Source organism: Achromobacter piechaudii NBRC 102461, assembly GCF_001571245.1.
Taxonomy (GTDB): domain Bacteria; phylum Pseudomonadota; class Gammaproteobacteria; order Burkholderiales; family Burkholderiaceae_B; genus Achromobacter; species Achromobacter piechaudii.
Map to the genome: position 1 here is coordinate 944,879 of NZ_BCTK01000006.1, position 19,393 is coordinate 964,271.

General features: G+C 66.4%; 20 protein-coding genes. 6 read left to right on the forward strand and 14 right to left on the reverse strand.

The genetic code is table 11. The features are described from left to right. Positions 1–93 precede the first annotated feature (93 nt). The 3 genes from azu to API01S_RS16395 form a co-directional block, all read right to left on the reverse strand. Complete coding sequence (azu, locus tag API01S_RS16385) at positions 94–546, reverse strand: azurin (protein ID WP_167351710.1); 453 nt, start codon at positions 544–546, stop codon at positions 94–96. A 170-nt stretch (positions 547–716) separates the two neighbouring features. Beyond that, positions 717–2,033, reverse strand: a complete 1,317-nt coding sequence (locus tag API01S_RS16390) for a PQQ-dependent sugar dehydrogenase (RefSeq protein ID WP_061305293.1) — start codon at positions 2,031–2,033, stop codon at positions 717–719. Positions 2,034–2,093: 60 nt separating this feature from the next. Further along, the gene (locus tag API01S_RS16395; RefSeq protein ID WP_061305295.1) at positions 2,094–2,402 is read right to left on the reverse strand and encodes a PepSY domain-containing protein; all 309 of its coding nucleotides are present in this window, start codon (positions 2,400–2,402) and stop codon (positions 2,094–2,096) included. Positions 2,403–2,568: 166 nt separating this feature from the next. Here API01S_RS16395 and API01S_RS16400 point away from each other — a divergent pair, with 166 nt between their 5' ends. From API01S_RS16400 to API01S_RS16410, 3 genes are read left to right on the forward strand one after another with little or no spacing between them, the layout of a single operon-like run. Beyond that, entirely contained in the window at positions 2,569–2,931 is a 363-nt protein-coding gene (locus tag API01S_RS16400; RefSeq protein WP_082306203.1) for a PepSY domain-containing protein, read from the forward strand. Next, positions 2,931–3,590 carry a response regulator transcription factor gene (locus tag API01S_RS16405; protein ID WP_006221263.1) on the forward strand — a complete coding sequence of 220 codons (660 nt, stop codon included), beginning with the start codon at positions 2,931–2,933 and terminating at the stop codon, positions 3,588–3,590. Before API01S_RS16400 ends, API01S_RS16405 begins: the two co-directional genes overlap by 1 nt. Continuing rightward, a complete protein-coding gene (locus tag API01S_RS16410) occupies positions 3,587–5,059 on the forward strand; it encodes a sensor histidine kinase (RefSeq protein ID WP_061305297.1) in 1,473 nt (490 codons plus the stop codon). The genes API01S_RS16405 and API01S_RS16410 overlap by 4 nt, the downstream gene beginning before the upstream one ends. A 32-nt stretch (positions 5,060–5,091) precedes the next feature. Here the strand turns inward: API01S_RS16410 and API01S_RS16415 are convergent, their stop codons facing one another. The 4 genes from API01S_RS16415 to API01S_RS16430 form a co-directional block, all read right to left on the reverse strand. Continuing rightward, on the reverse strand, positions 5,092–5,520 hold the full coding sequence (locus tag API01S_RS16415) for a universal stress protein (protein WP_039883535.1): 429 nt from the start codon (positions 5,518–5,520) through the stop codon (positions 5,092–5,094). An 18-nt stretch (positions 5,521–5,538) separates the two neighbouring features. After that, entirely contained in the window at positions 5,539–5,964 is a 426-nt protein-coding gene (locus API01S_RS16420; protein WP_006221260.1) for a universal stress protein, read from the reverse strand. Positions 5,965–6,116: 152 nt separating this feature from the next. Further along, on the reverse strand, positions 6,117–6,956 hold the full coding sequence (gene murI, locus API01S_RS16425; protein WP_061305299.1) for a glutamate racemase: 840 nt from the start codon (positions 6,954–6,956) through the stop codon (positions 6,117–6,119). Positions 6,957–7,049: 93 nt separating this feature from the next. Further along, a complete protein-coding gene (locus API01S_RS16430) occupies positions 7,050–7,982 on the reverse strand; it encodes a LysR family transcriptional regulator (protein ID WP_061305301.1) in 933 nt (310 codons plus the stop codon). Positions 7,983–8,245: 263 nt separating this feature from the next. Here API01S_RS16430 and API01S_RS16435 point away from each other — a divergent pair, with 263 nt between their 5' ends. The 3 genes from API01S_RS16435 to API01S_RS16445 are packed head-to-tail and all read left to right on the forward strand — an operon-like array spanning position 8,246 to position 10,171. Beyond that, positions 8,246–8,821 carry a chromate transporter gene (locus API01S_RS16435; RefSeq protein WP_039883533.1) on the forward strand — a complete coding sequence of 192 codons (576 nt, stop codon included), beginning with the start codon at positions 8,246–8,248 and terminating at the stop codon, positions 8,819–8,821. Beyond that, positions 8,818–9,342 (forward strand): chromate transporter, encoded by a 525-nt coding sequence (locus tag API01S_RS16440; RefSeq protein ID WP_006221256.1) that lies wholly within the window; start codon positions 8,818–8,820, stop codon positions 9,340–9,342. The genes API01S_RS16435 and API01S_RS16440 overlap by 4 nt, the downstream gene beginning before the upstream one ends. Positions 9,343–9,373: 31 nt before the next feature. Next, the gene (locus API01S_RS16445; RefSeq protein ID WP_084802445.1) at positions 9,374–10,171 is read left to right on the forward strand and encodes a DUF1345 domain-containing protein; all 798 of its coding nucleotides are present in this window, start codon (positions 9,374–9,376) and stop codon (positions 10,169–10,171) included. A 51-nt stretch (positions 10,172–10,222) separates the two neighbouring features. Here the strand turns inward: API01S_RS16445 and API01S_RS16450 are convergent, their stop codons facing one another. The 7 genes from API01S_RS16450 to API01S_RS16480 form a co-directional block, all read right to left on the reverse strand. Continuing rightward, positions 10,223–11,344, reverse strand: coding sequence for a methyltransferase (locus API01S_RS16450; protein ID WP_061305303.1), 1,122 nt, complete (start codon positions 11,342–11,344; stop codon positions 10,223–10,225). Between the two features lie 138 nt (positions 11,345–11,482). Further along, the gene (locus tag API01S_RS16455; protein ID WP_050731125.1) at positions 11,483–13,150 is read right to left on the reverse strand and encodes an OFA family MFS transporter; all 1,668 of its coding nucleotides are present in this window, start codon (positions 13,148–13,150) and stop codon (positions 11,483–11,485) included. Between the two features lie 71 nt (positions 13,151–13,221). After that, positions 13,222–13,479, reverse strand: a complete 258-nt coding sequence (locus API01S_RS16460; RefSeq protein WP_006221252.1) for a formate dehydrogenase subunit delta — start codon at positions 13,477–13,479, stop codon at positions 13,222–13,224. An 18-nt stretch (positions 13,480–13,497) separates the two neighbouring features. Continuing rightward, positions 13,498–14,325 (reverse strand): formate dehydrogenase accessory sulfurtransferase FdhD, encoded by an 828-nt coding sequence (gene fdhD, locus API01S_RS16465; protein ID WP_006221251.1) that lies wholly within the window; start codon positions 14,323–14,325, stop codon positions 13,498–13,500. A 22-nt stretch (positions 14,326–14,347) separates the two neighbouring features. Further along, entirely contained in the window at positions 14,348–17,224 is a 2,877-nt protein-coding gene (fdhF, locus tag API01S_RS16470; RefSeq protein ID WP_006221250.1) for a formate dehydrogenase subunit alpha, read from the reverse strand. 15 nt (positions 17,225–17,239) lie between these two features. Next, positions 17,240–18,832, reverse strand: a complete 1,593-nt coding sequence (locus tag API01S_RS16475; protein ID WP_061305304.1) for a formate dehydrogenase beta subunit — start codon at positions 18,830–18,832, stop codon at positions 17,240–17,242. Further along, positions 18,829–19,386 carry a formate dehydrogenase subunit gamma gene (locus API01S_RS16480; RefSeq protein WP_050731128.1) on the reverse strand — a complete coding sequence of 186 codons (558 nt, stop codon included), beginning with the start codon at positions 19,384–19,386 and terminating at the stop codon, positions 18,829–18,831. The genes API01S_RS16475 and API01S_RS16480 overlap by 4 nt, the downstream gene beginning before the upstream one ends. Between the last annotated feature and the right edge of the window lie 7 nt (positions 19,387–19,393).

The window sequence follows — 19,393 nt, forward strand, 5'->3', positions numbered from 1 at the left end:
GCCATTGTAGGGGGAACGCGCCCAATGGAAACGGGCTCCGCGCCCCGGAAATCCCGGAGGGCGGAGCCCGTGCGGCGCAGTGCCTGGGCCGGCTTAGTCGACCAGCTTCAGCGTGCCCTTCATCAGCGCGAAGTGGCCGGGGAAGGAGCAGAAGTAGGTGTAGTCGGTGCCGGCGGCCAGCTTGCTGACGTCGAAGGTGACGGAGTCGGACTGGCCGCCGCCGATCACCTTGGTGTGGGCGATGACGCGCGTGTCGCCCTTTTTGACGTAGTCATTGTCCAGGCCGGCAGCCATGCCGTCGTTGACGGTGGCTTGCATGTCGGCCGCCGTGGTCAGCACCCAGTTGTGGCCCATGACGTTTTTGGCCAGGGTGCCCGGATGCTTCAGGTTCACGGTGAACTGCTTGCAGCTCTTGCTGACCGTGATTTCCTTCTTGTCGAACTGCATCTGGTCATTGCCGGCGATATCGACCGAGCATTCAGCGGCCAGGACCGGGGCAGACGCAACAGCGAGGATCGCGGCCACGCACAGTTTCTTGAACATCATATTCATGCCTCCAACATTTGGCGAAAAGCGGAATTCCGGCCTGCGCCTTGCGCGATGGACCGGCTACACGACATTCTGACCCCGCTGCCGGCCAGAATGCCAAACCCGGCGTGGGCGGGTTTGACCCAGCGCAAGCCAAGCGCATTGAGTTGCGCGGATGGCGTCGCGCTTCAAGGTTTTGGGCTGACGCGCCAGATGACGTTGCCCACGTCGTCGGCCACCAGCAGGTCGCCCTGGCCGTCGATGGCGACGCCGACGGGGCGGCCCTGCGCTTGGCCGCTCTCATTGAGAAAGCCGGTCAGCACGTCGCGTGCCGGGCCGTCGGGCCGGTTGCCGGAAAACGGCACGAGGATGACTTTGTAGCCACTGCGCGGGTCGCGGTTCCATGAGCCGTGCTGGCCGACGAACATGCCCGAGGCGTAGGGCGCGGGCAGCCGCGTGCCGCCCGACCAGGCCAGGCCCAGCGATGCGGTGTGCGGGCCCAGCGCGTAGTCGGGCACGATGGCGCGCGCGACCAGGTCCGGGCGCGGCGGGGTGACGCGGGTGTCCACGTGCTGCCCGAAATAACTGTAGGGCCAGCCGTAAAAGCCGCCGTCCTGTACCGACGTCATGTAGTCGGGAACGAGGTCGCTGCCCAGCTCGTCGCGTTCGTTCACGGCCGTCCACAAGGTCTTGCCGTCGGGCGCCCAGGCCATGCCCACGGGGTTGCGCAGGCCGGTGGCGTAGAGCCGCTTGTTGCCGGTGGCGACATCGATTTCCCAGATGGCCGCGCGGCCTTCTTCGATGTCCATGCCGTTTTCCGCCACGTTGCTGTTCGAACCGACCGACACGTACAGCTTGCTGCCGTCCGCGTTGGCGATCAGGTTCTTGGTCCAGTGGTGGTTGATGCCGGCGGGCAGGTCGGTGACTTTTACGCCGGCCGCCTTGATCTGCGTCTGGCCGGGTTCGTAGGGAAAGCGCAGCACGGCGTCGGCGTTGGCGACGTAAAGCTGCTTGCCGATCAGCGCCATGCCGAAGGGCGAGTTCAGGTCTTGCAGCAGCACGCTGCGCGTTTCGGCCACGCCGTCGTGATCGGCATCGCGCAACAGGGTGATGCGGTTGGCGCTGGGCGTCTTGGCGCCCGCGCGCTTCATGACGATGCCCGCCGCCCATGCTTTGAAGCCGCCGCCCGCATCGGCGGGCTTGGGCGGCGCATTGGTTTCGGCGACCAGCACGTCGCCGTTGGGCAGCACGTAGAGCCAGCGGGGGTGGTCCAGGTCGGCGGCGTAGGCGTTGACGGCCAGGCCGTTGGCGGGAATCGGTTGGGCGCCCGCGATCCAGCCGACCGCCTTGGCCGTGTTCACCGTGGGGATCATCGTCGTGTTGGGGGGCGGCAGCTTGGGCTGCGGCCCCATTCCCGATTCAACGGGCAGCGTCGCGACCTCGCCGCAGGCGCTAAGGGCGGCCAGCGTCAGGCTGGCCGCCGCCAGATTGCGCAAGATGGGCATGATGCGGTTCCAAGGCTAGGGGATGTCCCATCATACTCATCGGCAAGCGGCGGGCGCGGATCAGTCGTCGAAGCGGCTGCGCGTGACGGCGCCCGTCTGCGGGTCGACGCGCAGTTTCACGCGTTGGCCTTGCGGATCGTAGGCCTTGACCTCGTAGCCGTGCTTGCTGGAACGCTCGATCTCGGAGATATTGCGGTAGCCAGCGGCTTCCATTTTGTCGTAGACCTGGCGAATCGTGAGCATGGGCGCGGCGGGGCTGGTGGCGGCAGGGGCCGCGGGCGCGGCGGCCTGGGCGTGAACGGCGGGGCCGGCGACGAGCGCGCAAGCGCCAATCGTCATTGCGGCCAAGGTTTTTTGAATGCGCGTCATGAGGGTAACTCCTTGATGTGAGGGGGAAAAATCTGGCCGTTGCGACGACCATGTGCCCATTATTCAATTCGGCGCATGAACCGGTTCTGAAGGCCTTGTTCATATCCGGTTCATCCACGCGGCGGTATAACGAACGATCCCCGTTCACTTTCAAAGAGGCCCGGCAGTGCTGCTGTTCCCCCAAATTCGCCAGAGGCGCGCCGGTGTATTGCTGGCAGGCTTCGCATTGGCGCTGTCCTTGATCGTGGGGCCCATCACGGGCCAGGCCGATGAAAGCGACCACGAACGCGCGCGCCAAGCGCTCGAAGCCGGCAAGGTGCTGCCGCTGGGCGCCGTGCTGGACATCGTGGAACGCGACTTTCCCGGTCAGGTTGTCAAGGTCGAGTTCGAAGAGGACGACGACGAATTCATCTATGAGATTCGCGTCCTGCAAAGCGGGGGCGGCATCCTCAAGCTGAAGATCGACGCGCGCGACGGCGCGTTGCTGGCCGTCAAGGGCCGCGATATCAAATTCAAGGGCAAAGACTGATGCGCATCCTGGTGGTCGAAGACGAACCCACGCTGGCCGCGCAATTGGCCGACGCGCTGCGCGGCGCGGGGTACACGGTGGACGTGGCGGGCGATGGCGAGTCGGCGCGCTTCCTGGGCGATGTGGAAACGTTCGACGCCGTGGTGCTGGACCTGGGGCTGCCCGTCATGGACGGCTTGACCGTGCTGAAACTCTGGCGCGCCGCCCAGCGCAACATGCCCGTGCTGATCCTGACCGCGCGCGACAATTGGCACGAGAAGGTGGCGGGCATCGACGCCGGCGCGGACGACTATCTGACCAAGCCCTTTCACATGGAAGAACTGCTGGCGCGCGTGCGGGCGCTGCTGCGCCGAAGCACCGCGCACGCCAGCGCCCAATGGCGCTGCGGCCCGCTGATGCTGGACACGCGTCAGGCCCGCGTCACCATTGACGGCCAGGCCTTGAGCCTGACGAGCCACGAGTTCAAAGTGCTGTCCGTACTGATGCAGCGGGCGGGCGAGGTGGTGTCGCGCACGGAATTGATCGACCACGTCTACGCGCAGGATTTCGACCGGGATTCCAACACCATCGACGTCTTCATCGCGCGGCTCAGGAAGAAGCTGCCGCCCGGCACCATCGAAACCGTGCGCGGCCTGGGCTACCGGCTGGCGGACGCATGAAATCTTCGCGTCCGCGCATGTTGGGTTCGTTGCGGCTGCGGCTGCTGGCGGGCACGCTGGCGTGGATCCTGGTGTCGGTGGGGCTGGCCGGCTGGGGGTTGGCCAGCCTGTTTCGCCAACACATCACGCAGCAGTTGCAGGCCGAGCTGACCTTGCATCTGAACCAGCTCACCGCCGCCGTCAATGTCGATGCCGATGGCCGTCCCAGCGTGGATCCGCCCCTGAGCGATCCCCGGCTGGAGCAGCCCTTGTCGGGCCTGTATTGGCAGGTGGACCGGCTGGCCGATGGCGGCCGGCCAGCGGCGATCGGCGTGGCGCGCTCGCGGTCGTTGTGGGACCAGACGTTGAAAGCGCCCACTGCATCCAGTGCGCGGGATCCGTCAGGCGCGTCGCGGCCATCCGACGCCTCTGTAGCCGACGCATCGGAGCGCGCAAGCGTGCGTGACGGCCGCAACGGTAACCCTTCCGGCGACCAGGCCTTCGATATCGCCGGCCCGGCCGGGCGGGACCTGGCGGCGCTGGCTCGTGTGTTGAAGCCGGCCGAAGACAACGCGCCGACCTTGCGGCTGATCGTGGCGGCCGACCGGCGCGTGCTGGCCGAACCCATCGGCCGCTTCAACCACATGCTGGCGATGGCGCTGGGGGCGCTGGCCATCGGCCTGACGGCTGCGGCCGTCGTGCAGGTGGTGGTCGGGCTGCGGCCGTTGGCCCGCCTGCGCCAGCAACTGGCCAGCCAGCACGCGGGCGGCAGCCGCATCGAAGGCCGCTTTCCCAGCGAGATCCAACCGCTGGTCGATGATTTCAACAAGGTGCTGGCGATGAACGCCGAGATCGTGCAGCGCGCCCGCACGCAGGCCGGCAACCTGGCGCATGCGGTCAAGACGCCGTTGACCATCCTGTCCAACGCCGCCTCGCGCGATGCGAACGTTCCTGCGCCGCTGGTGCAGGAGCAGGTGGCTATGGCGAACCGGCAGATCGACTATCACCTGGCGCGCGCGCGCGCGGCCGCGTCGTCCGGCGCGGTCGATGGGCACGCGCCCTTGCAGGCCGCCGCCGAAGGCCTCGTGCGCGTCATGCAGCGGCTGTATGCGCAGCGCGCGCTGCGAATCACGATGGAAGGTTTTGCGCCCACGCAGGCGATTCGAGGCGAACCGCAAGACTTGCAGGAGATGCTGGGCAATCTGCTGGACAACGCGTGCAAATGGGCGCGCGGCCAGGTGCGGATGTCGGTCGAGGCGGCGGGCGAGGGCCGCTGGCGCGTGCACATCGATGACGACGGCCCGGGCATCGACGACCACGCCCGCGAGCGCATCTTCCTGCGTGGCGTGCGCATGGACGAGCAGCAGCCCGGATCGGGGCTGGGCCTGGACATCGTGCGGGATCTGGCCAACACGTATGGCGGTGATGTTCGCGCCAGCCCGTCCCCGTTGGGCGGGCTGCGCGTGTCGCTGACGTTGCCGCAGGCCTAGGCCTGGGTTTGCAGGCCAGGACGGCGTCGCGTCTACTTGACCAGCGTGACCGGCACGTCCGCCAGTTGCAGCACCTGGTTGGCCACCGAACCGATCAGGATATTGACGAGCGAACCATTACCCCGCGTGCCCATCACAATGCGGGCGCAGCCGTGGTCGCGCGCATAGCCGACGATTTCAGTGGCGGCGTGGCCGAATTCGATATGGCTGGTGTAGTCCGTGCCCGTCACGTCGAGCAGCTTGCGCGCTTCTTCCGAAGCTTCCTGGCCCTCCCGGGCGTAGAACTCGTCGATCATGTCTTGCGTGATCAGGCGCGAGAGGCCGGCGCGGCCTTGCGTGGGCGTCTGGATGTTCAAGAGGTGGATGCGTGCGGCGGGAGCGCCTTGGGCAAGTTGGCGCGCGTACAGCACGGCGCGGTTGGCGTTGTCGGAGCCGTCGACGGGGACCAGGATGTTCAGCATGCTTTTCTCCATGACGACTTATTTGACCAAGGTGACGGGCAGGTCCGTCAGGTGCAGCACGCGCGTAGCGACCGAGCCCAGGAACAGCGACGACACGGAGCCCAGCCCGCGCGTGCCCATGTAGATCTCATCCGCGCCCGTGTCGTTGGCAATGCGCACGATGGTTTCGGCCGCCTCGCCGATTTCAACGTGCTCATCGAACGGCACGCCCGCATCGGTCAAGAGGCGGCTGGCGTCCTGCAACGCGGCGCGGCCTTCATCCTGGTAATAGGCGTCGATGTCGTGCTGCGATAAACCCCGGCCGATCTTGCCGGATTTCAGCGGGATCTGGACGCAGAGCAATGCCACACGTTCGACGGGGTCGTAAGCGCGGGCATCCAGCAGCGCCTTGACCGCGTGCAGGGCGGGTTGCGAGCCGTCGACGGGGATCAGGATGCGTTTCATGGTCGTTTCCTTGTTATGCGCGAGCCGCAAGGGCGTAGCGGTCACTGTAGTCCAATTATTTGTCGGATTTGCGCAAGAGACGCTGCGCCGGATCAAGCCGGATGCAAGGAAAGGGTTGCCGCCTTCAACGCGCGGACGGCTTCCCGCGCGCGTTAGCGCCAGCGCTCGGGGACGACGAATGCATCGACGTCCTGGCCCAGCAGCCGGCTGGCCGACGCCGCCAACGCCGGCGCGCTGCCGGTGGTTTCAAGGCGGAGATCGCCAAGGCGGGCGCGGGGGTCGGCGGTTCGGGCGCTGACCGTGCAGAGCAGCGCACGCTCCTGCAACTGGTGCCGCAACCAGCGCGCCACCGGCGCACCGGTTTCCAGGAGCGGCACGCCGGGCCCGGCCGCCGCCTGGATGGCGTCGCGCAGAAAGGGGAAATGGGTGCAGCCCAGCACCAATACATCCGCGCCCGCCGCGCGCAGTTGCGCCACGGGGCCGGCGACGGCGGCATCGACGGCGGGGCCAGACAGCTCGCCCTGTTCCACCAGCCTGACCCATTGCGGGCACGGGTGCAGCAGGATGCGGACCTCGGGCGCTTCGCGTTGCACCAGCGCGGCGAACTTGGGACTGGCCAAGGTCCCCGTCGTGGCGAAGACGCCCACCACGCCGCTGTGCGTCAGATGCGCAGCCGGCTTGATGGCGGGTTCCACACCGATCACGATCAGGTCGGGATGACGCCGCCGTACCTGCGCAATGGCGGCGGCGGTGGCGGTGTTGCACGCCACGACCATGGCCTTGGCATGGCGCGATACGAAATAGTCGGCCACCGTCAGGGCGCGTTGCTCGACAAAGTCCTGACTCTTTTCGCCGTAAGGGACGTGCGCGGAATCGGCGACGTACAGCAGGGATTCATCCGGCAGGGCGTCGCGGATGGCGCGCAGCACGCTCAGGCCGCCAACGCCGGAGTCATAAACGCCAATGGGAGAGGCGGGTAGCAGGGTGGTCATGCAATAGGCGAATGGTTGGGCATGGGTAAGGCGGCAAACGCGGCTGGGAGGCAGTGTAGCGCCGGGGCAATATCGCTTCGCGGGGTCGGCACATCACGCGCCGGGCGCGCCCGCGTCCTCGGCGCGATGCCGCCGCACTTCGTCGATCAGCTTGCGGGTGGCGCCCGACATCGGCGCGTCGCGCCAGATCAGGTTCATCGGCGCGCGTAGCGCCACCGGCCCGGTCACGTTGACATACACCACGCCCTCGATGTTGACGCGGCGCAGCGAGGCCGGCACCAGCGACACGCCCAGCCCGGCCGCCACCAGGCTTAGGGTGGACAGCATGCGCGGCGCTTCCTGCGCAACGCGCGGGCTGAAGCCCGATGCGCTGCACGCGGTGATTATGGCGTCATACAGCCCGGGGCCACTGTGACGGCGATACAGGATCAGCGATTCCTCGGCCAGTTCCGACAAGGCGATCTGACGCCGGTCGCGCCCCTTCACGGCCGGATGATCCGCGGGAAACGCTGCCAGCATGGTTTCTTCAAGCACGGTCTCTTCGCACACGCCGGCACCTGTGCCATGCGAACCACGAATGAAGGCCACGTCCACGCGGCCATCGCAAACCGCTTCGCGCAGCTCGCCCGTGCTGCTTTCTTCCAGCACCAGCCGCACGTTGGGCGCGCTTTCACGAAAGCGGCGGATTACCGACGGCACGAACGGATGGAAGGCCGCCGACCCCGTGAACCCGACGGTCAACCTGCCGGCTTCCCCTTGCGAGACGCGCCGCACCCCATCCACCGCCTGATCGACCATCGCAATGATGTTGCGCGCATCGTCCACCAGCGCCCGCCCGCTTTCGGTGAGCTCCATGCCGCGCGGCAGCCGGTGGAAAAGCGTGACGCCAAGTTCCTGTTCCAGTACGCGGATCTGTTGGCTAAGGGGAGGTTGGCGTATGCCCAGGCGGGCAGCCGCCTTGGTCAGATGGGCTTCCTCGGCGACCGCAAGGAAGTAACGCAGCAGGCGCAGGTCGACGGATGCCATATGAGCGGAATATGAGTAGTTAAGTCGTCATATCTTAAACGTTGATGCGTGGGGCTGGTGGGCTGTCAGGCAGCCATGCACCGCCAAGGCGTGGCCTCCCATCGATCTGGTGGCAGAGTTCTCATGCCATACCCGGAGGATATGAATAACAACAGATTCATATATTAGACATTATCTATTCGTGAGAGTAGCCTCCAAGTCGAACCACCCTCGTCAACATTGTGCGAAATCCTATCCCCACCGGCTCTGGCCCGGCCCCCACCATGAACGCAGCATCCCCCACCCTGGAAGCCGAGTGTCGGCCCACGCCCACTTGCGGCCAATTGTTCCTTGGATTTCTGATGCTTGGCCTGACGGCATTTGGCGGGGCGTTGCCCTTGGCGCGCCGCATGGTCGTGGAAAAGCATCGCTGGATGAACGGGGCGGAATTCACTGATCTTCTGGGGCTGTGCCAATTTCTGCCTGGCGGCAACATCATCAATCTGTCCGTGGCGCTGGGCATGAAGTTTCGCGGGCCGCGCGGTGCGTTTGCGGCGTTGATGGGCTTGATCCTGGCGCCGTCGGCCATCGTCATTCTGTTGGGCATGGTGTATGACCGCTTTCAAAGCGATCCGCATATCCAGCATTTCTTCGCGGGCCTGGCGGCGGCTGCCGCCGGCTTGCTGATTTCGATGGCGGTCAAGATCGGCTTGCCGGTCATCAAACGCCGGGATTGGCTGGCCGGCCTTGTGGCGACGATCTGTTTCGTGGCGATTGCCGTGTTGCGCATCCCTCTGTTGCCGACGATGGCGGTGTTGACGCCGCTGAGTATTTTGGCGGTGTGGAGGCAACGTCGATGATCCAGACACTGATCGCTCTCGCCCTTATTTTTTCGCAGCTGTCGGTGTTGGCGTTTGGCGGCGGCAACACCATCCTGCCCGAGATGCAGCGGCAGGTTGTTGAAGTGCATGGCTGGATGAGCGCGGCGGAATTCTCGGCGTTGTTCGCGCTGGGCCAGGCCGCACCGGGGCCCAATCTGATGGTGGTGACGCTGGTCGGCTGGCACGTGGCGGGGTGGTGGGGGATGCTCGTGACCACCATCGCGAAGTTTGGCCCGTCCTCGCTGATCACCGTTTTCGCGCTGGGGCTGTGGGAACGTTTCAAAGACCGCCCTTGGCGCGGCGTGATTCAGGCGGGAATTTTTCCGATGACGGTGGGGCTGGTCGCCGCCAGCGCATCGTTGATCACCGAGGCGTCGGCGCACTCGTGGCTGCTGGGCGGCATCACGGCGGTGGTGGCGTTGCTGGGAAGCGCCACCCGCATTCATCCGCTGTGGTTGCTGTTCGGCGGCGCGCTGGTGGGTTTGGTGGCGATCGGTTAGCGTTAGGCACTTGCCGCGCGTAGGAGCCCGCATGACCAAGCCGATCCCGGACGAGCCACAGGCCGCCGACCCTCAGCCCGACGATGCGCAATCCGAAAAAACCCAGCGTGATAAGGCTGGCCGCGATTCGCGGGCAGATCAGGGACATCGTTCGCCGGGCTCGCACGACGATGCTGCCGCCTCATCCGTCGACCGCCTGCCTTTCTTTCACGCGCATCGGCGGCTGGTGGGGTGCGCCGTATTGTTCGTAGCCGTCGGCGGCGCGGCCTATGCGCTGGGCCGCTCGTCCAGCCTGGCGCTGCTGTTGGGTTTCGACGCGGCCGCGCTGGTGTTTCTGGTGCTGACGGCCAAGGGATTCAGCCAGGCCAGTTCGGCATCCATGCGCGTTCATGCCAGGCAGCAGGACGTCGGACGCCTGGGCGTGCTGTGGAGCAGCGTGGCGTTGTCCTGCATGGTGCTCGTGGCGCTATGGGTGGAGCTGCGCGGTAGCGACAGCATGGGCGGGGTGGTGGACATGTTGGCGGCAGCAGCCACCATCGTGCTGTCCTGGCTGTACATGAACATGATTTTCGCGCTGCACTATGCCCACGGGTACTACGGCCATCGTTCCGGCGCCCACAAAGGGCTGGATTTTCCAGGTACGCAGGAGCCTGATTACTGGGACTTTGCGTATTTTGCGATGGTGCTGGGGATGACGTTCCAAGTGTCCGACGTGCAGATCGTCAATCGGCGCGTGCGGCGCATGGCGCTGATGCACAGCGTCATCGCATTTTTCTTCAACGTGTTCATCATCGCCATCAGCGTGAACGTGGCGGCGGGGAAGGCCTGAGCGGCCGCAACGCAGCGCTCAGGCAATCAGCAAACAACGATCAGGCGAAGATCAGGCCGCTGCGCCCAGTCTCCACAACGACGTCACTTCCTTCGAGCGCGCTGCGTACAGCGGGTCGCTCGGGTCCTTGGCGCGTGCGTGCGTCGGCCGCGTATCGATGCGCTCGATAACGCGCAGGCCTGCCGCGTCGATCATTTCCAGCAGCTGTTCGCGCGTGCGCAGGCCCAGGTGTTCGGCCAGGTCCGACAGGATCAGCCAGCCTTCGCCATTGGGCGTCAGGTGCGCCGGCAGGCCGTTCAGGAAGCCGCGCAGCATGCGGCTGTCGGGGTCGTACACGGCCTGTTCGAGCGGGGAGCTCGGGCGTGCCGGCAGCCACGGCGGGTTGCAAACGACCAGCGACACCCGGCCTTCGGGGAACAGGTCGGCCTCGACCACGTCGACCTGCTTGGACAGGCCCAGCTGTTCCAGGTTTTCACGGGCGCAGGCGAGGGCGCGCGGATCCAGGTCGGTGGCGATGACGCGCTTGCCGCCTCGGCGGGCGATCACGGCAGCCAGCACGCCCGTACCGGTGCCGATGTCGAAGGCCACGCTGCCGCGCGGCATCGGCGTATTGGCGACCAGGTCGACGTACTCGCCGCGCAGCGGGGAAAACACGCCGTAGTGCGGGTGGATGCGGTTGTTCAGCGCGGGAATCTCCACGCCCTTCTTGCGCCATTCGTAGGCGCCGATCAGGCCCAGCAGTTCGCGCAGCGACGCCAAGTAGGGTTCGTCGGCGGGGCCATGGGCCTCTTCGCAGGCCTGGCGCGCATCGGGTGCGCGGCGCAGCGAAATGCCGTGGCCGGCGTCGAAGGGAATCAGCAGCATGCCCAGGATGCGGGCGCGTTGGGATTGGATCTGGCGATGCTGGTTGAATGCTTCCAGCATGGTTTCGACGGGCTTGCGCGGACGCTTGTCCACGCGCCGCGTCATGGCCAGCAGCAGCTGGCGGGCGTTCTGGAAGTCTCCGCGCCACAACAGGCCCACGCCTTCGCAGGCCTGGCGGTAAGCCATGTCGGCGGTCAGCTTGTCGTCCACCACCACCACGCGCTTGGGCGGCGTGGCGCCGGTTTCAGAGCGCCAGCGGGCGGAATGGGGAACGTCGTTTTCTTCCCAGTGCAATTCGGGGGCGCTCAACGTGTCGCTCCAGCAAGGACGGGGGAATGGGTAAGAATCATGGGGACCAATAAAAAGATAGGGCGCGGGCTGCCAATGTAGCAGCTTCGCGCCCTCGGGCGGGACGCGGCGCGCCGCGCGCCGCGTCTCCAGGCCGGGTCAGTGGAACAACACGACCGCCTTCTGCAAGGTGATCCAGATGCCCCAGGCCAGCGGGATGCCTACGCAAGCCCAGGCGAACAGCACCAGGATGGTCGGCGTGCGGAAGGTGGAAGCGCCCACGCCATGCGTTTCGGCGGCAGCGGCGCGTTCGTGCGCCAGCGCCTTTTCGTGGGCCAGTTCTTCGTCCGTCATGAAGTACTTGGGGTTGACCGGGCGTATGGCCAGATTGCACAGAAAGCCCAGCACCAGCATGCCCGCCAGAATGTACATCGTAATGTCGTACACCTGCGCGCGCGGCACGCCGATCGACAGCTGGTACTCGCGGATGTAGTTCACGAGCACCGGGCCGAAGATACCGGCCGCCGACCACGCGGTAAGCAGCCGGCCGTGGATCGCGCCCACCATCTGGGTGCCGAACAGGTCGGCCAGGTAGGCCGGCACGGTGGCGAAGCCGCCGCCATACATCGACAGGATCACGCAGAACGCGGCCACGAACAGGGCCAGCGCGCCGATGTGCGCGGTCCAGGGAATGGCGGCGTACAGGACGAAGCCCAGCACGAAGAAGATCAGGTAGGTCAGCTTGCGGCCCAGCTTGTCCGACAGGCTGGCCCAGAAGAAGCGGCCACCGATATTGAACAGACTGAGCAGGCCGGTGAAGCCGGCTGCAATCGCGGCTATGGCGGCAAGTTGATCCTTATCCAGCTGTCCAAAACCAAGTTCCGGCTTGTTGATCAGCCCACCGCCGAACACTTCCTGCAACAGCGGCGAGGCCATGCCCAGAATGCCGATGCCGGCCGTGACGTTCAGGCACAGCACCAGCCACACCAGCCAGAACTGCGGGACGCCCCAGACGCGCTTCACATGCACATGGCCCTTGGTGATCATGGCGTTGTTGGCGTGCTTGGCCGGCGCGGTCCAGCCCTGCGGCTTCCAGCCGGTGGGCGGCACGCGATAACCCAGCGCGCCGGACATCATGAAGATGAAATACACCACCGCCATCGTCAGGAAGGTCTGCCAAACGCCGGGCGAGGTCGGCGTGGCGAAATGGCGCATCAGCAGGTCAGCCAGCGGCGCGCCGATCATTGCGCCGCCGCCAAAGCCCATGATGGCCATGCCGGTAGCCATGCCGCGACGGTCGGGAAACCACTTGATGAGCGTGCTGACGGGCGAGATATAGCCCAGCCCCAGCCCGATGCCGCCGATCACGCCCGAGCCCAGCCACAGCATCCACATCTGGTGCAGGTACACGCCGATGGCGGAAATGACCAGCCCGCCGCACCAGCAGACCGCCGACACCACGCCCGCCTTGCGCGGGCCGGCGCGTTCCAGCCAGCCGCCCCACAGCGCCGCCGAGCAACCCAGCAGCACGAAGAACAGGGTGTACATCCACCCCATCGTCGAGATCCTCCAGTCGCAGCTGGTCGTGAACAGCTCGGCCGCCAGGCTCATGTCGGCCGGGCAGGCCAGCGGCTTGGTGCCGCCCACCACTTTGGACAGCGGCAGCCAGAACACCGAAAAGCCATAGGCCATGCCGATGCAAAGGTGGATGGCCAAGGCGGCCGGCGGCACCAGCCAGCGCGAGAATCCCGGCCCGGCAATGGTGCGTTCTTTGTCGAAAAAACCCGGCTTTGAGCCGGGCAGGTCCAAGGTGGCGGTGCTTTCCATGTAGTCTCCTCGAGGGGTGCGGCTTTATCGCCGCTTTGATTGTTATGACTGCGGTAAAGCGGGGGAGCCGGTCAGGCCACGCGGGGCGCCGGCGTCAGGCGCTGGCGGTTCTGCGTGACCGCCTCCAGCACCAGGGGATGCAATTGTTCTTCGCCGGCGTCGCCGTCGGGATGGTTCGCCAGGAACCCGAGCAGCTCGTTGCGCATGCGCGGTTCCCAGAATTTGTGGATGTGGTTGGTCACGCCTTCGAGCGCCTCGGGGCGATCCGGCATGGCGTCAAAGAACTGGCCGATACGGTTGGCCATGCGGATCAGGTTGCCGATTTCCATTGCTTATCAGTGTCCGATTCAGGGGATGAGGCGTTCGGGGTGCGTATACAGCGTGGCGTCGTCGCCGCGTAAAAAACCCACCAGGCTGACGTTGGCGTCGCGCGCCAGGCGGATGGCCAGGGCCGTGGGGGCAGACACCGCCGCCAGCACGGCCACGCCGGCCGCCGCCGTCTTTTGCACCATTTCAAAACTGGCGCGGCTGGACACCAGCACGATGCCGTCGCCGGCATGCATGGCCTGACGCGCCAACGCGCCGATCAGCTTGTCCAGCGCGTTGTGCCGGCCCACGTCTTCGCGCAGCAGCGCCACCGCGCCATCGCCGCCCGCCCAGCCGGCCGCGTGCGTGGCGCCGGTGATGTCGTGCAGCGCCTGGCGCGTGCGCATGTCGCGCATCGCGGCCAGCACCGCGCGGATGCGGACGGACGACCCGTTGGTCACGGGGGCAACCGGGCGCAGTACTTCGGGCAGCGTTTCCACGCCGCACAGGCCGCAGCCGGTGCGTCCGGCCATGGCGCGTCGGCGCGTCTTCAAGCGGACTTCGCAGGCGCTGGATATTTCCACCTGCACCACGATGCCGTCGCACTGCGGCAGCACGTCGATGCCGCGCACGTCGCTGACGCTGTCGATGATGCCTTCCGACAGCGAAAATCCCACGGCGAAGTCTTCCAGGTCAGCCGGCGAGGCCAGCATGGTGGCGTGGCTGATGCCGTTGAATTCCAGCGCCACCGGCGTTTCCTCGGCAACGAAATCGGATTCGGTGGCGGGGGCTATCGCCCCGTCCCGCACGCGGGTGACCTGGGTCGGCGAGCAGTCGGGGCGAGGCGGCGTAGGCGTGTGGGAAGTCATGGCATCCGATGCGGGCAGGGTGTCATTTCCCGGTCAGCGCCGCTTCGTTTTCACGCGATCGCTCGCGCAGCAACTTTTGCTGGATGTCGGCAAAGCGCGACCATTGGCGCTGCCATTCCGAAGGCTGGGACACGCGCGTGACCTGCACGGCGGTGACCTTGTATTCGGGGCAGTTGGTCGCCCAGTCGGAGCTGTCCGTCGTGACGACGTTGGCGCCGGACTCGGGAAAGTGGAACGTGGTGTATACCACGCCGGGCTGCACCCGGTCGGTCAACGTTGCGCGCAGCACCGTTTCGCCTGCGCGGCTCTGGATGCCGACCCAATCGCCTTCGGCCACGCCCCGGTCTTCGGCGTCCTGCGGATGCAGTTCCAGCACGTCTTCGCCATGCCACATCACGTTCGGCGTGCGCCGAGTCTGCGCGCCCACGTTGTACTGCGACAGTATCCGGCCGGTGGTCAACAGCAGCGGGAAACGGCGCGTGCTGCGTTCATCGGTGGGCACGTACTTGGTGATCATGAACTTGCCCTTGCCGCGCACGAAGGCATCGATGTGCATGATGGGCGTGCCTTCCGGCGCGTCGTCGTTGCACGGCCATTGCAGGCTGCCCAGTTTGTCCAGCTTCTCGTAGCTGACCCCCGCGAACGTGGGCGTCAGGCGCGCGATCTCTTCCATGATCTGGCGCGGATGCGTGTAGTTCATGGGATAGCCCAGCGCGTTGGACAAGGCCACCGTCACTTCCCAGTCCGACTTGCCGTTCTTGGGCTCCATCACCTTGCGCACGCGCGAGATGCGGCGTTCGGCGTTGGTGAACGTGCCGTCCTTTTCCAGGAACGACGAGCCCGGCAGGAACACGTGCGCGTACTTGGCGGTCTCGTTCAGGAACAGGTCCTGCACCACGATGCACTCCATGGCCGCCAGCGAGGCCGCCACATGCTGCGTGTTGGGGTCGGACTGCACGATATCTTCGCCCTGGCAGTACAGACCCTTGAACGAGCCGCCCAGCGCCGCTTCGAACATGTTGGGAATGCGCAGGCCCGGTTCGGGTTGCAGCGTTACGCCCCAATCCTGTTCGAATTGCGCGCGCACCGCGTTGTCGGATATGTGGCGGTAGCCCGGCAGCTCGTGCGGGAACGAGCCCATGTCGCATGAGCCCTGCACGTTGTTCTGGCCGCGCAAGGGATTCACGCCCACGCCCTCGCGGCCGATGTTGCCGGTGGCCATGGCCAGGTTGGCAATCGCCATCACGGTGGTGGAGCCCTGGCTGTGCTCGGTCACGCCCAGGCCGTAATAGATGGACCCGTTGCCGCCGGTGGCGAACAGCCGCGCCGCGCCGCGCACCTCTTGCGCGGGCACGCCGGTGATTTCCGCCATGGCTTCGGGCGAGTTCTCGGGCAGCGATACGAAGTCGCGCCATTCGTTGAACGCCTTGGTTTCGCAGCGCTCGGCCACGAAGGCTTCATCGATCAGCCCTTCGGTGACGATGACGTGAGCCAGCGAGGACAGCAGGGCGGTGTTGGTGCCGGGCCGCACTTGCAGGTGGAAGTCGGCCTTGATGTGCGGCGAGCTGACCAGTTCGATGCGGCGCGGGTCGATCACGATCAGGCGTGCGCCTTCGCGCAACCGGCGTTTCAGGCGCGAGGCGAAGACCGGATGGCCGCTGCTGGGGTTGGCGCCCATCACGATCACCACGTCGGTGTGCATGACGGAATCGAAGGTCTGCGTGCCGGCCGATTCGCCCAGGGTCTGCTTGAGCCCGTAGCCCGTGGGCGAATGGCAGACGCGCGCGCAGGTGTCGACGTTGTTGGTGCCGAATGCCGCGCGCACCAGCTTTTGCACCAGCCAGGTTTCTTCGTTGGTGCAGCGCGAGGACGTGATGCCGCCCACGGCGTCGCGGCCGTATTGGCTCTGGATGCGCCGGAATTCCGAGGCCGCGTAGTTGATGGCCTCGTCCCAGGACACTTCCTTCCAGGAATCGGTAATGTGCTTGCGGATCATGGGCTTGAGCACGCGTTCCTTGTGCGTCGCGTAGCCCCACGCAAAGCGGCCCTTCACGCAGGAATGGCCGCGATTGGCCTGGCCGTCTTTCCACGGCACCATGCGCACCACTTCCTGGCCCTTCATCTCGGCCTTGAAGCCGCAGCCCACGCCGCAATACGCGCAGGTGGTGACGACCGAATGTTCGGCCTGTCCCATCATGATGACGGTCTTTTCCTGCAAGGTAGAGGTCGGACAGGCCTGCACGCAGGCGCCGCAGGACACGCATTCGCTGTCCAGGAACGGCTGGTCCTGTCCGGGCGATACGCGCGATTCAAAACCCTTGCCGGAGATGGTCAGCGCGAACGTGCCCTGCGTTTCCTCGCAGGCGCGCACGCAGCGGTTGCAGACGATGCACTTGGAGGCATCGAAGCTGAAGTAGGGGTTGGAGTCGTCGACCTTGGCGTTCAGGTGGTTGGCGCCGTCGTAGCCGTAGCGCACGTTGCGCAGCCCCACCACGCCGGCCATGTCCTGCAATTCGCAATCGCCGTTGGCCGGACAGGTCAGGCAGTCCAGCGGGTGGTCGGAGATGTACAGCTCCATGACGCCCCGGCGCAATTCGTGCAGCTTGGGCGTTTCGGTGTACACCACCATGCCGTTCTCGGCGGGCGTGGTGCAGGACGCGGGATAGCCGCGCCGGCCTTCGATCTGCACCAGGCACAGGCGGCAGGAACCGAAGGGCTCCAGGCTGTCGGTGGCGCACAGCTTGGGAATGTTGATGCCGGCCTCGGCGGCCGCGCGCATCAGCGACGTGCCCTCGGCGACGCGGATCTCCTGGCCGTCGATGGTCAGGGTGATGGTGTTCTCGGACTCGCGCGCCGGCGTGCCCAGGTCGCGTTCGCGCTTGATGACGGTCTCTAGCATGGTCGTCTCTCGGGTTCAGGCCGCGTGCGCGGCAGACTGCGAGGACTCGATGCCGAAGTCCTGCGGAAAATGGTTCAGCGCGGACAGCACGGGGTAGGGCGCCATGCCCCCCAGCGCGCACAGCGAACCGCCCATCATCGTGTCGCACAGGTCGAGCAGCAGGTGCACCTGCTGTTCGCGCTGCGCGGGGTTGGCGCCGCTGGCCGCGATCTTGTCGATGGTTTCGACGCCGCGCGTGGAACCGATGCGGCACGGCGTGCATTTGCCACAGGATTCGATGGCGCAGAATTCCATGGCGTAGCGGGCCATGCGCGCCATGTCGACGGTATCGTCGAACGCCACCAGGCCGCCGTGGCCGATCATGGCCGAGATCTGGATGTAGGCTTCGTAGTCCAGCGGCACGTCCCATTGCGATTCGGGCAGGTAGGCACCCAGCGGTCCGCCCACCTGCACGGCGCGCAGGGGCCGCCCGGTGGCGCTGCCGCCGCCGAAGTCGTAGAGCAGTTCGCGCAGGGAGAGGCCGAACGCCTTTTCCACCAGGCCGCCTTGCTTGACGTTGCCGGCCAGCTGGAACGGCAGCGTGCCATGCGAACGGCCCACGCCGTAATCGCGGTAGTAGGCCGCGCCCTTGGCCAGGATGATGGGCACCGTCGCCAGCGATATCACGTTGTTGATGACGGTGGGCTTGCCGAACAGGCCCGAGATGGCGGGCAGCGGCGGCTTGGCGCGGACGACGCCGCGCTTGCCCTCCAGGCTTTCCAGCAGCGAGGTTTCTTCGCCGCAGATGTAGGCGCCCGCGCCCTTGCGCACTTCCAGGTCGAAGCGGCGGCCGCTGCCGTGCACGTCCGCGCCCAGCCAGCCGACCGCGCGTGCGCGCACGATGGCGGCTTCCAGGGTTTCGATCGCGTGCGGATATTCGGAGCGCACGTAGATGTAGCCGTAGGTCGCGCCCACGGCCAGCCCGGCGATCGTCATGCCTTCGATCAGTACGTAGGGGTCGCCTTCCATCAGCAGCCGGTCAGCGAATGTGCCCGAGTCGCCTTCGTCGGCGTTGCACACGATGTACTTCTGCTCGCCGGGCGTGCCCGCCACCGTCTTCCATTTGATGCCGGTGGGAAACGCCGCGCCGCCGCGTCCGCGCAGGCCCGAGGTGACCATTTCGTCGATGATGTGCGCCGGCTCCATTGCCAGCGCCCGCTTCAATCCGGCCAGGCCGCCGTGCGCGGCGTAGTCCTGCAAGGACAGCGGATCGATCACGCCCACGCGGGCGAACGTCAGCCGTTCCTGCTGTTTCAGATAGGGGATCTGTTCGGTCAGGCCCAGGTGCAAGGGGTGCGCGGCGGTCTTGTCCGCGCCGGCCAGCCAGCCGGCGTCGAACAGGCTGGCCACGTCTTCCGGTGCGACCGGGCCATAGGCGACGCGGCCGGCCGGCGTGGCCACTTCCACCATGGGCTCCAGCCACAGAAGCCCGCGCGAGCCGTTGCGCACGATCTGCACGCTCTGGCCGCGCGCGTCGGCCACGCGTTCGATTTCGCGCGCCACGGCATCGGCGTCCATGGCCAGCGCCGCGGCGTCGCGCGGCACGTAGATGACGATGGGGGCGCTCATGGCGTGGTCTCCAGCGTGCGGGCCAACAGGCGGTCCAGCTTGGCGGGGGTGACGCGCGCATGCGGCTGGCCGTCGATCATGACAGCCGGCGATTGGGCACACAGGCCCAGGCAGTAAACCGGTTCCAGCGTGAAATTGCCGTCGGCGGTGCTGGCGTGGAAATCGCAGCCCAACTGCGCCCGGGCATGGGCGGCCAGTTGGTCCGCGCCCATCGCCTGACAGGATTCGGCGCGGCAGACCTCAATGGTGTGGCGCGCGGCCGGCTCGCTGCGAAAGTGCGGGTAGAACGTGATGACGCCATGGACTTCGGCGCGCGACAGGTTCAGGGCCTCGGCGATGGTCTGCACCGCCTCGGCCGGGATACAGCCCAATTCATGCTGGACTTCGTGCAGGACCGGCAGCAGGGGGCCGGGCAGGTCTTTGAGCCGCGCGACGATGCGCGCCGTGGCTGCAATGGTGGGGGTGGCGGATGCCTGGGCGGCGTCCAGGGCCAGTTGGCCGCCGCGTGCGCCGCCGCTGGATGCCAGGTCGGATTTTGCCTCGCGCTGATGCACGGTGGTC

What these genes read in the sequence shown, in the direction of transcription:
- azu (WP_167351710.1), bottom strand. Translation starts at nt 546, where the DNA reads ATGATGTTCAAGAAACTGTGCGTGGCCGCGATCCTCGCTGTTGCGTCT.
- API01S_RS16390 (WP_061305293.1), bottom strand. Translation starts at nt 2,033, where the DNA reads ATGCCCATCTTGCGCAATCTGGCGGCGGCCAGCCTGACGCTGGCCGCC.
- API01S_RS16395 (WP_061305295.1), bottom strand. Translation starts at nt 2,402, where the DNA reads ATGACGCGCATTCAAAAAACCTTGGCCGCAATGACGATTGGCGCTTGC.
- API01S_RS16405 (WP_006221263.1), top strand. Translation starts at nt 2,931, where the DNA reads ATGCGCATCCTGGTGGTCGAAGACGAACCCACGCTGGCCGCGCAATTG.
- API01S_RS16410 (WP_061305297.1), top strand. Translation starts at nt 3,587, where the DNA reads ATGAAATCTTCGCGTCCGCGCATGTTGGGTTCGTTGCGGCTGCGGCTG.
- API01S_RS16415 (WP_039883535.1), bottom strand. Translation starts at nt 5,520, where the DNA reads ATGCTGAACATCCTGGTCCCCGTCGACGGCTCCGACAACGCCAACCGC.
- API01S_RS16420 (WP_006221260.1), bottom strand. Translation starts at nt 5,964, where the DNA reads ATGAAACGCATCCTGATCCCCGTCGACGGCTCGCAACCCGCCCTGCAC.
- murI (WP_061305299.1), bottom strand. Translation starts at nt 6,956, where the DNA reads ATGACCACCCTGCTACCCGCCTCTCCCATTGGCGTTTATGACTCCGGC.
- API01S_RS16430 (WP_061305301.1), bottom strand. Translation starts at nt 7,982, where the DNA reads ATGGCATCCGTCGACCTGCGCCTGCTGCGTTACTTCCTTGCGGTCGCC.
- API01S_RS16435 (WP_039883533.1), top strand. Translation starts at nt 8,246, where the DNA reads ATGAACGCAGCATCCCCCACCCTGGAAGCCGAGTGTCGGCCCACGCCC.
- API01S_RS16440 (WP_006221256.1), top strand. Translation starts at nt 8,818, where the DNA reads ATGATCCAGACACTGATCGCTCTCGCCCTTATTTTTTCGCAGCTGTCG.
- API01S_RS16445 (WP_084802445.1), top strand. Translation starts at nt 9,374, where the DNA reads ATGACCAAGCCGATCCCGGACGAGCCACAGGCCGCCGACCCTCAGCCC.
- API01S_RS16455 (WP_050731125.1), bottom strand. Translation starts at nt 13,150, where the DNA reads ATGGAAAGCACCGCCACCTTGGACCTGCCCGGCTCAAAGCCGGGTTTT.
- API01S_RS16460 (WP_006221252.1), bottom strand. Translation starts at nt 13,479, where the DNA reads ATGGAAATCGGCAACCTGATCCGCATGGCCAACCGTATCGGCCAGTTC.
- fdhD (WP_006221251.1), bottom strand. Translation starts at nt 14,325, where the DNA reads ATGACTTCCCACACGCCTACGCCGCCTCGCCCCGACTGCTCGCCGACC.
- fdhF (WP_006221250.1), bottom strand. Translation starts at nt 17,224, where the DNA reads ATGCTAGAGACCGTCATCAAGCGCGAACGCGACCTGGGCACGCCGGCG.
- API01S_RS16475 (WP_061305304.1), bottom strand. Translation starts at nt 18,832, where the DNA reads ATGAGCGCCCCCATCGTCATCTACGTGCCGCGCGACGCCGCGGCGCTG.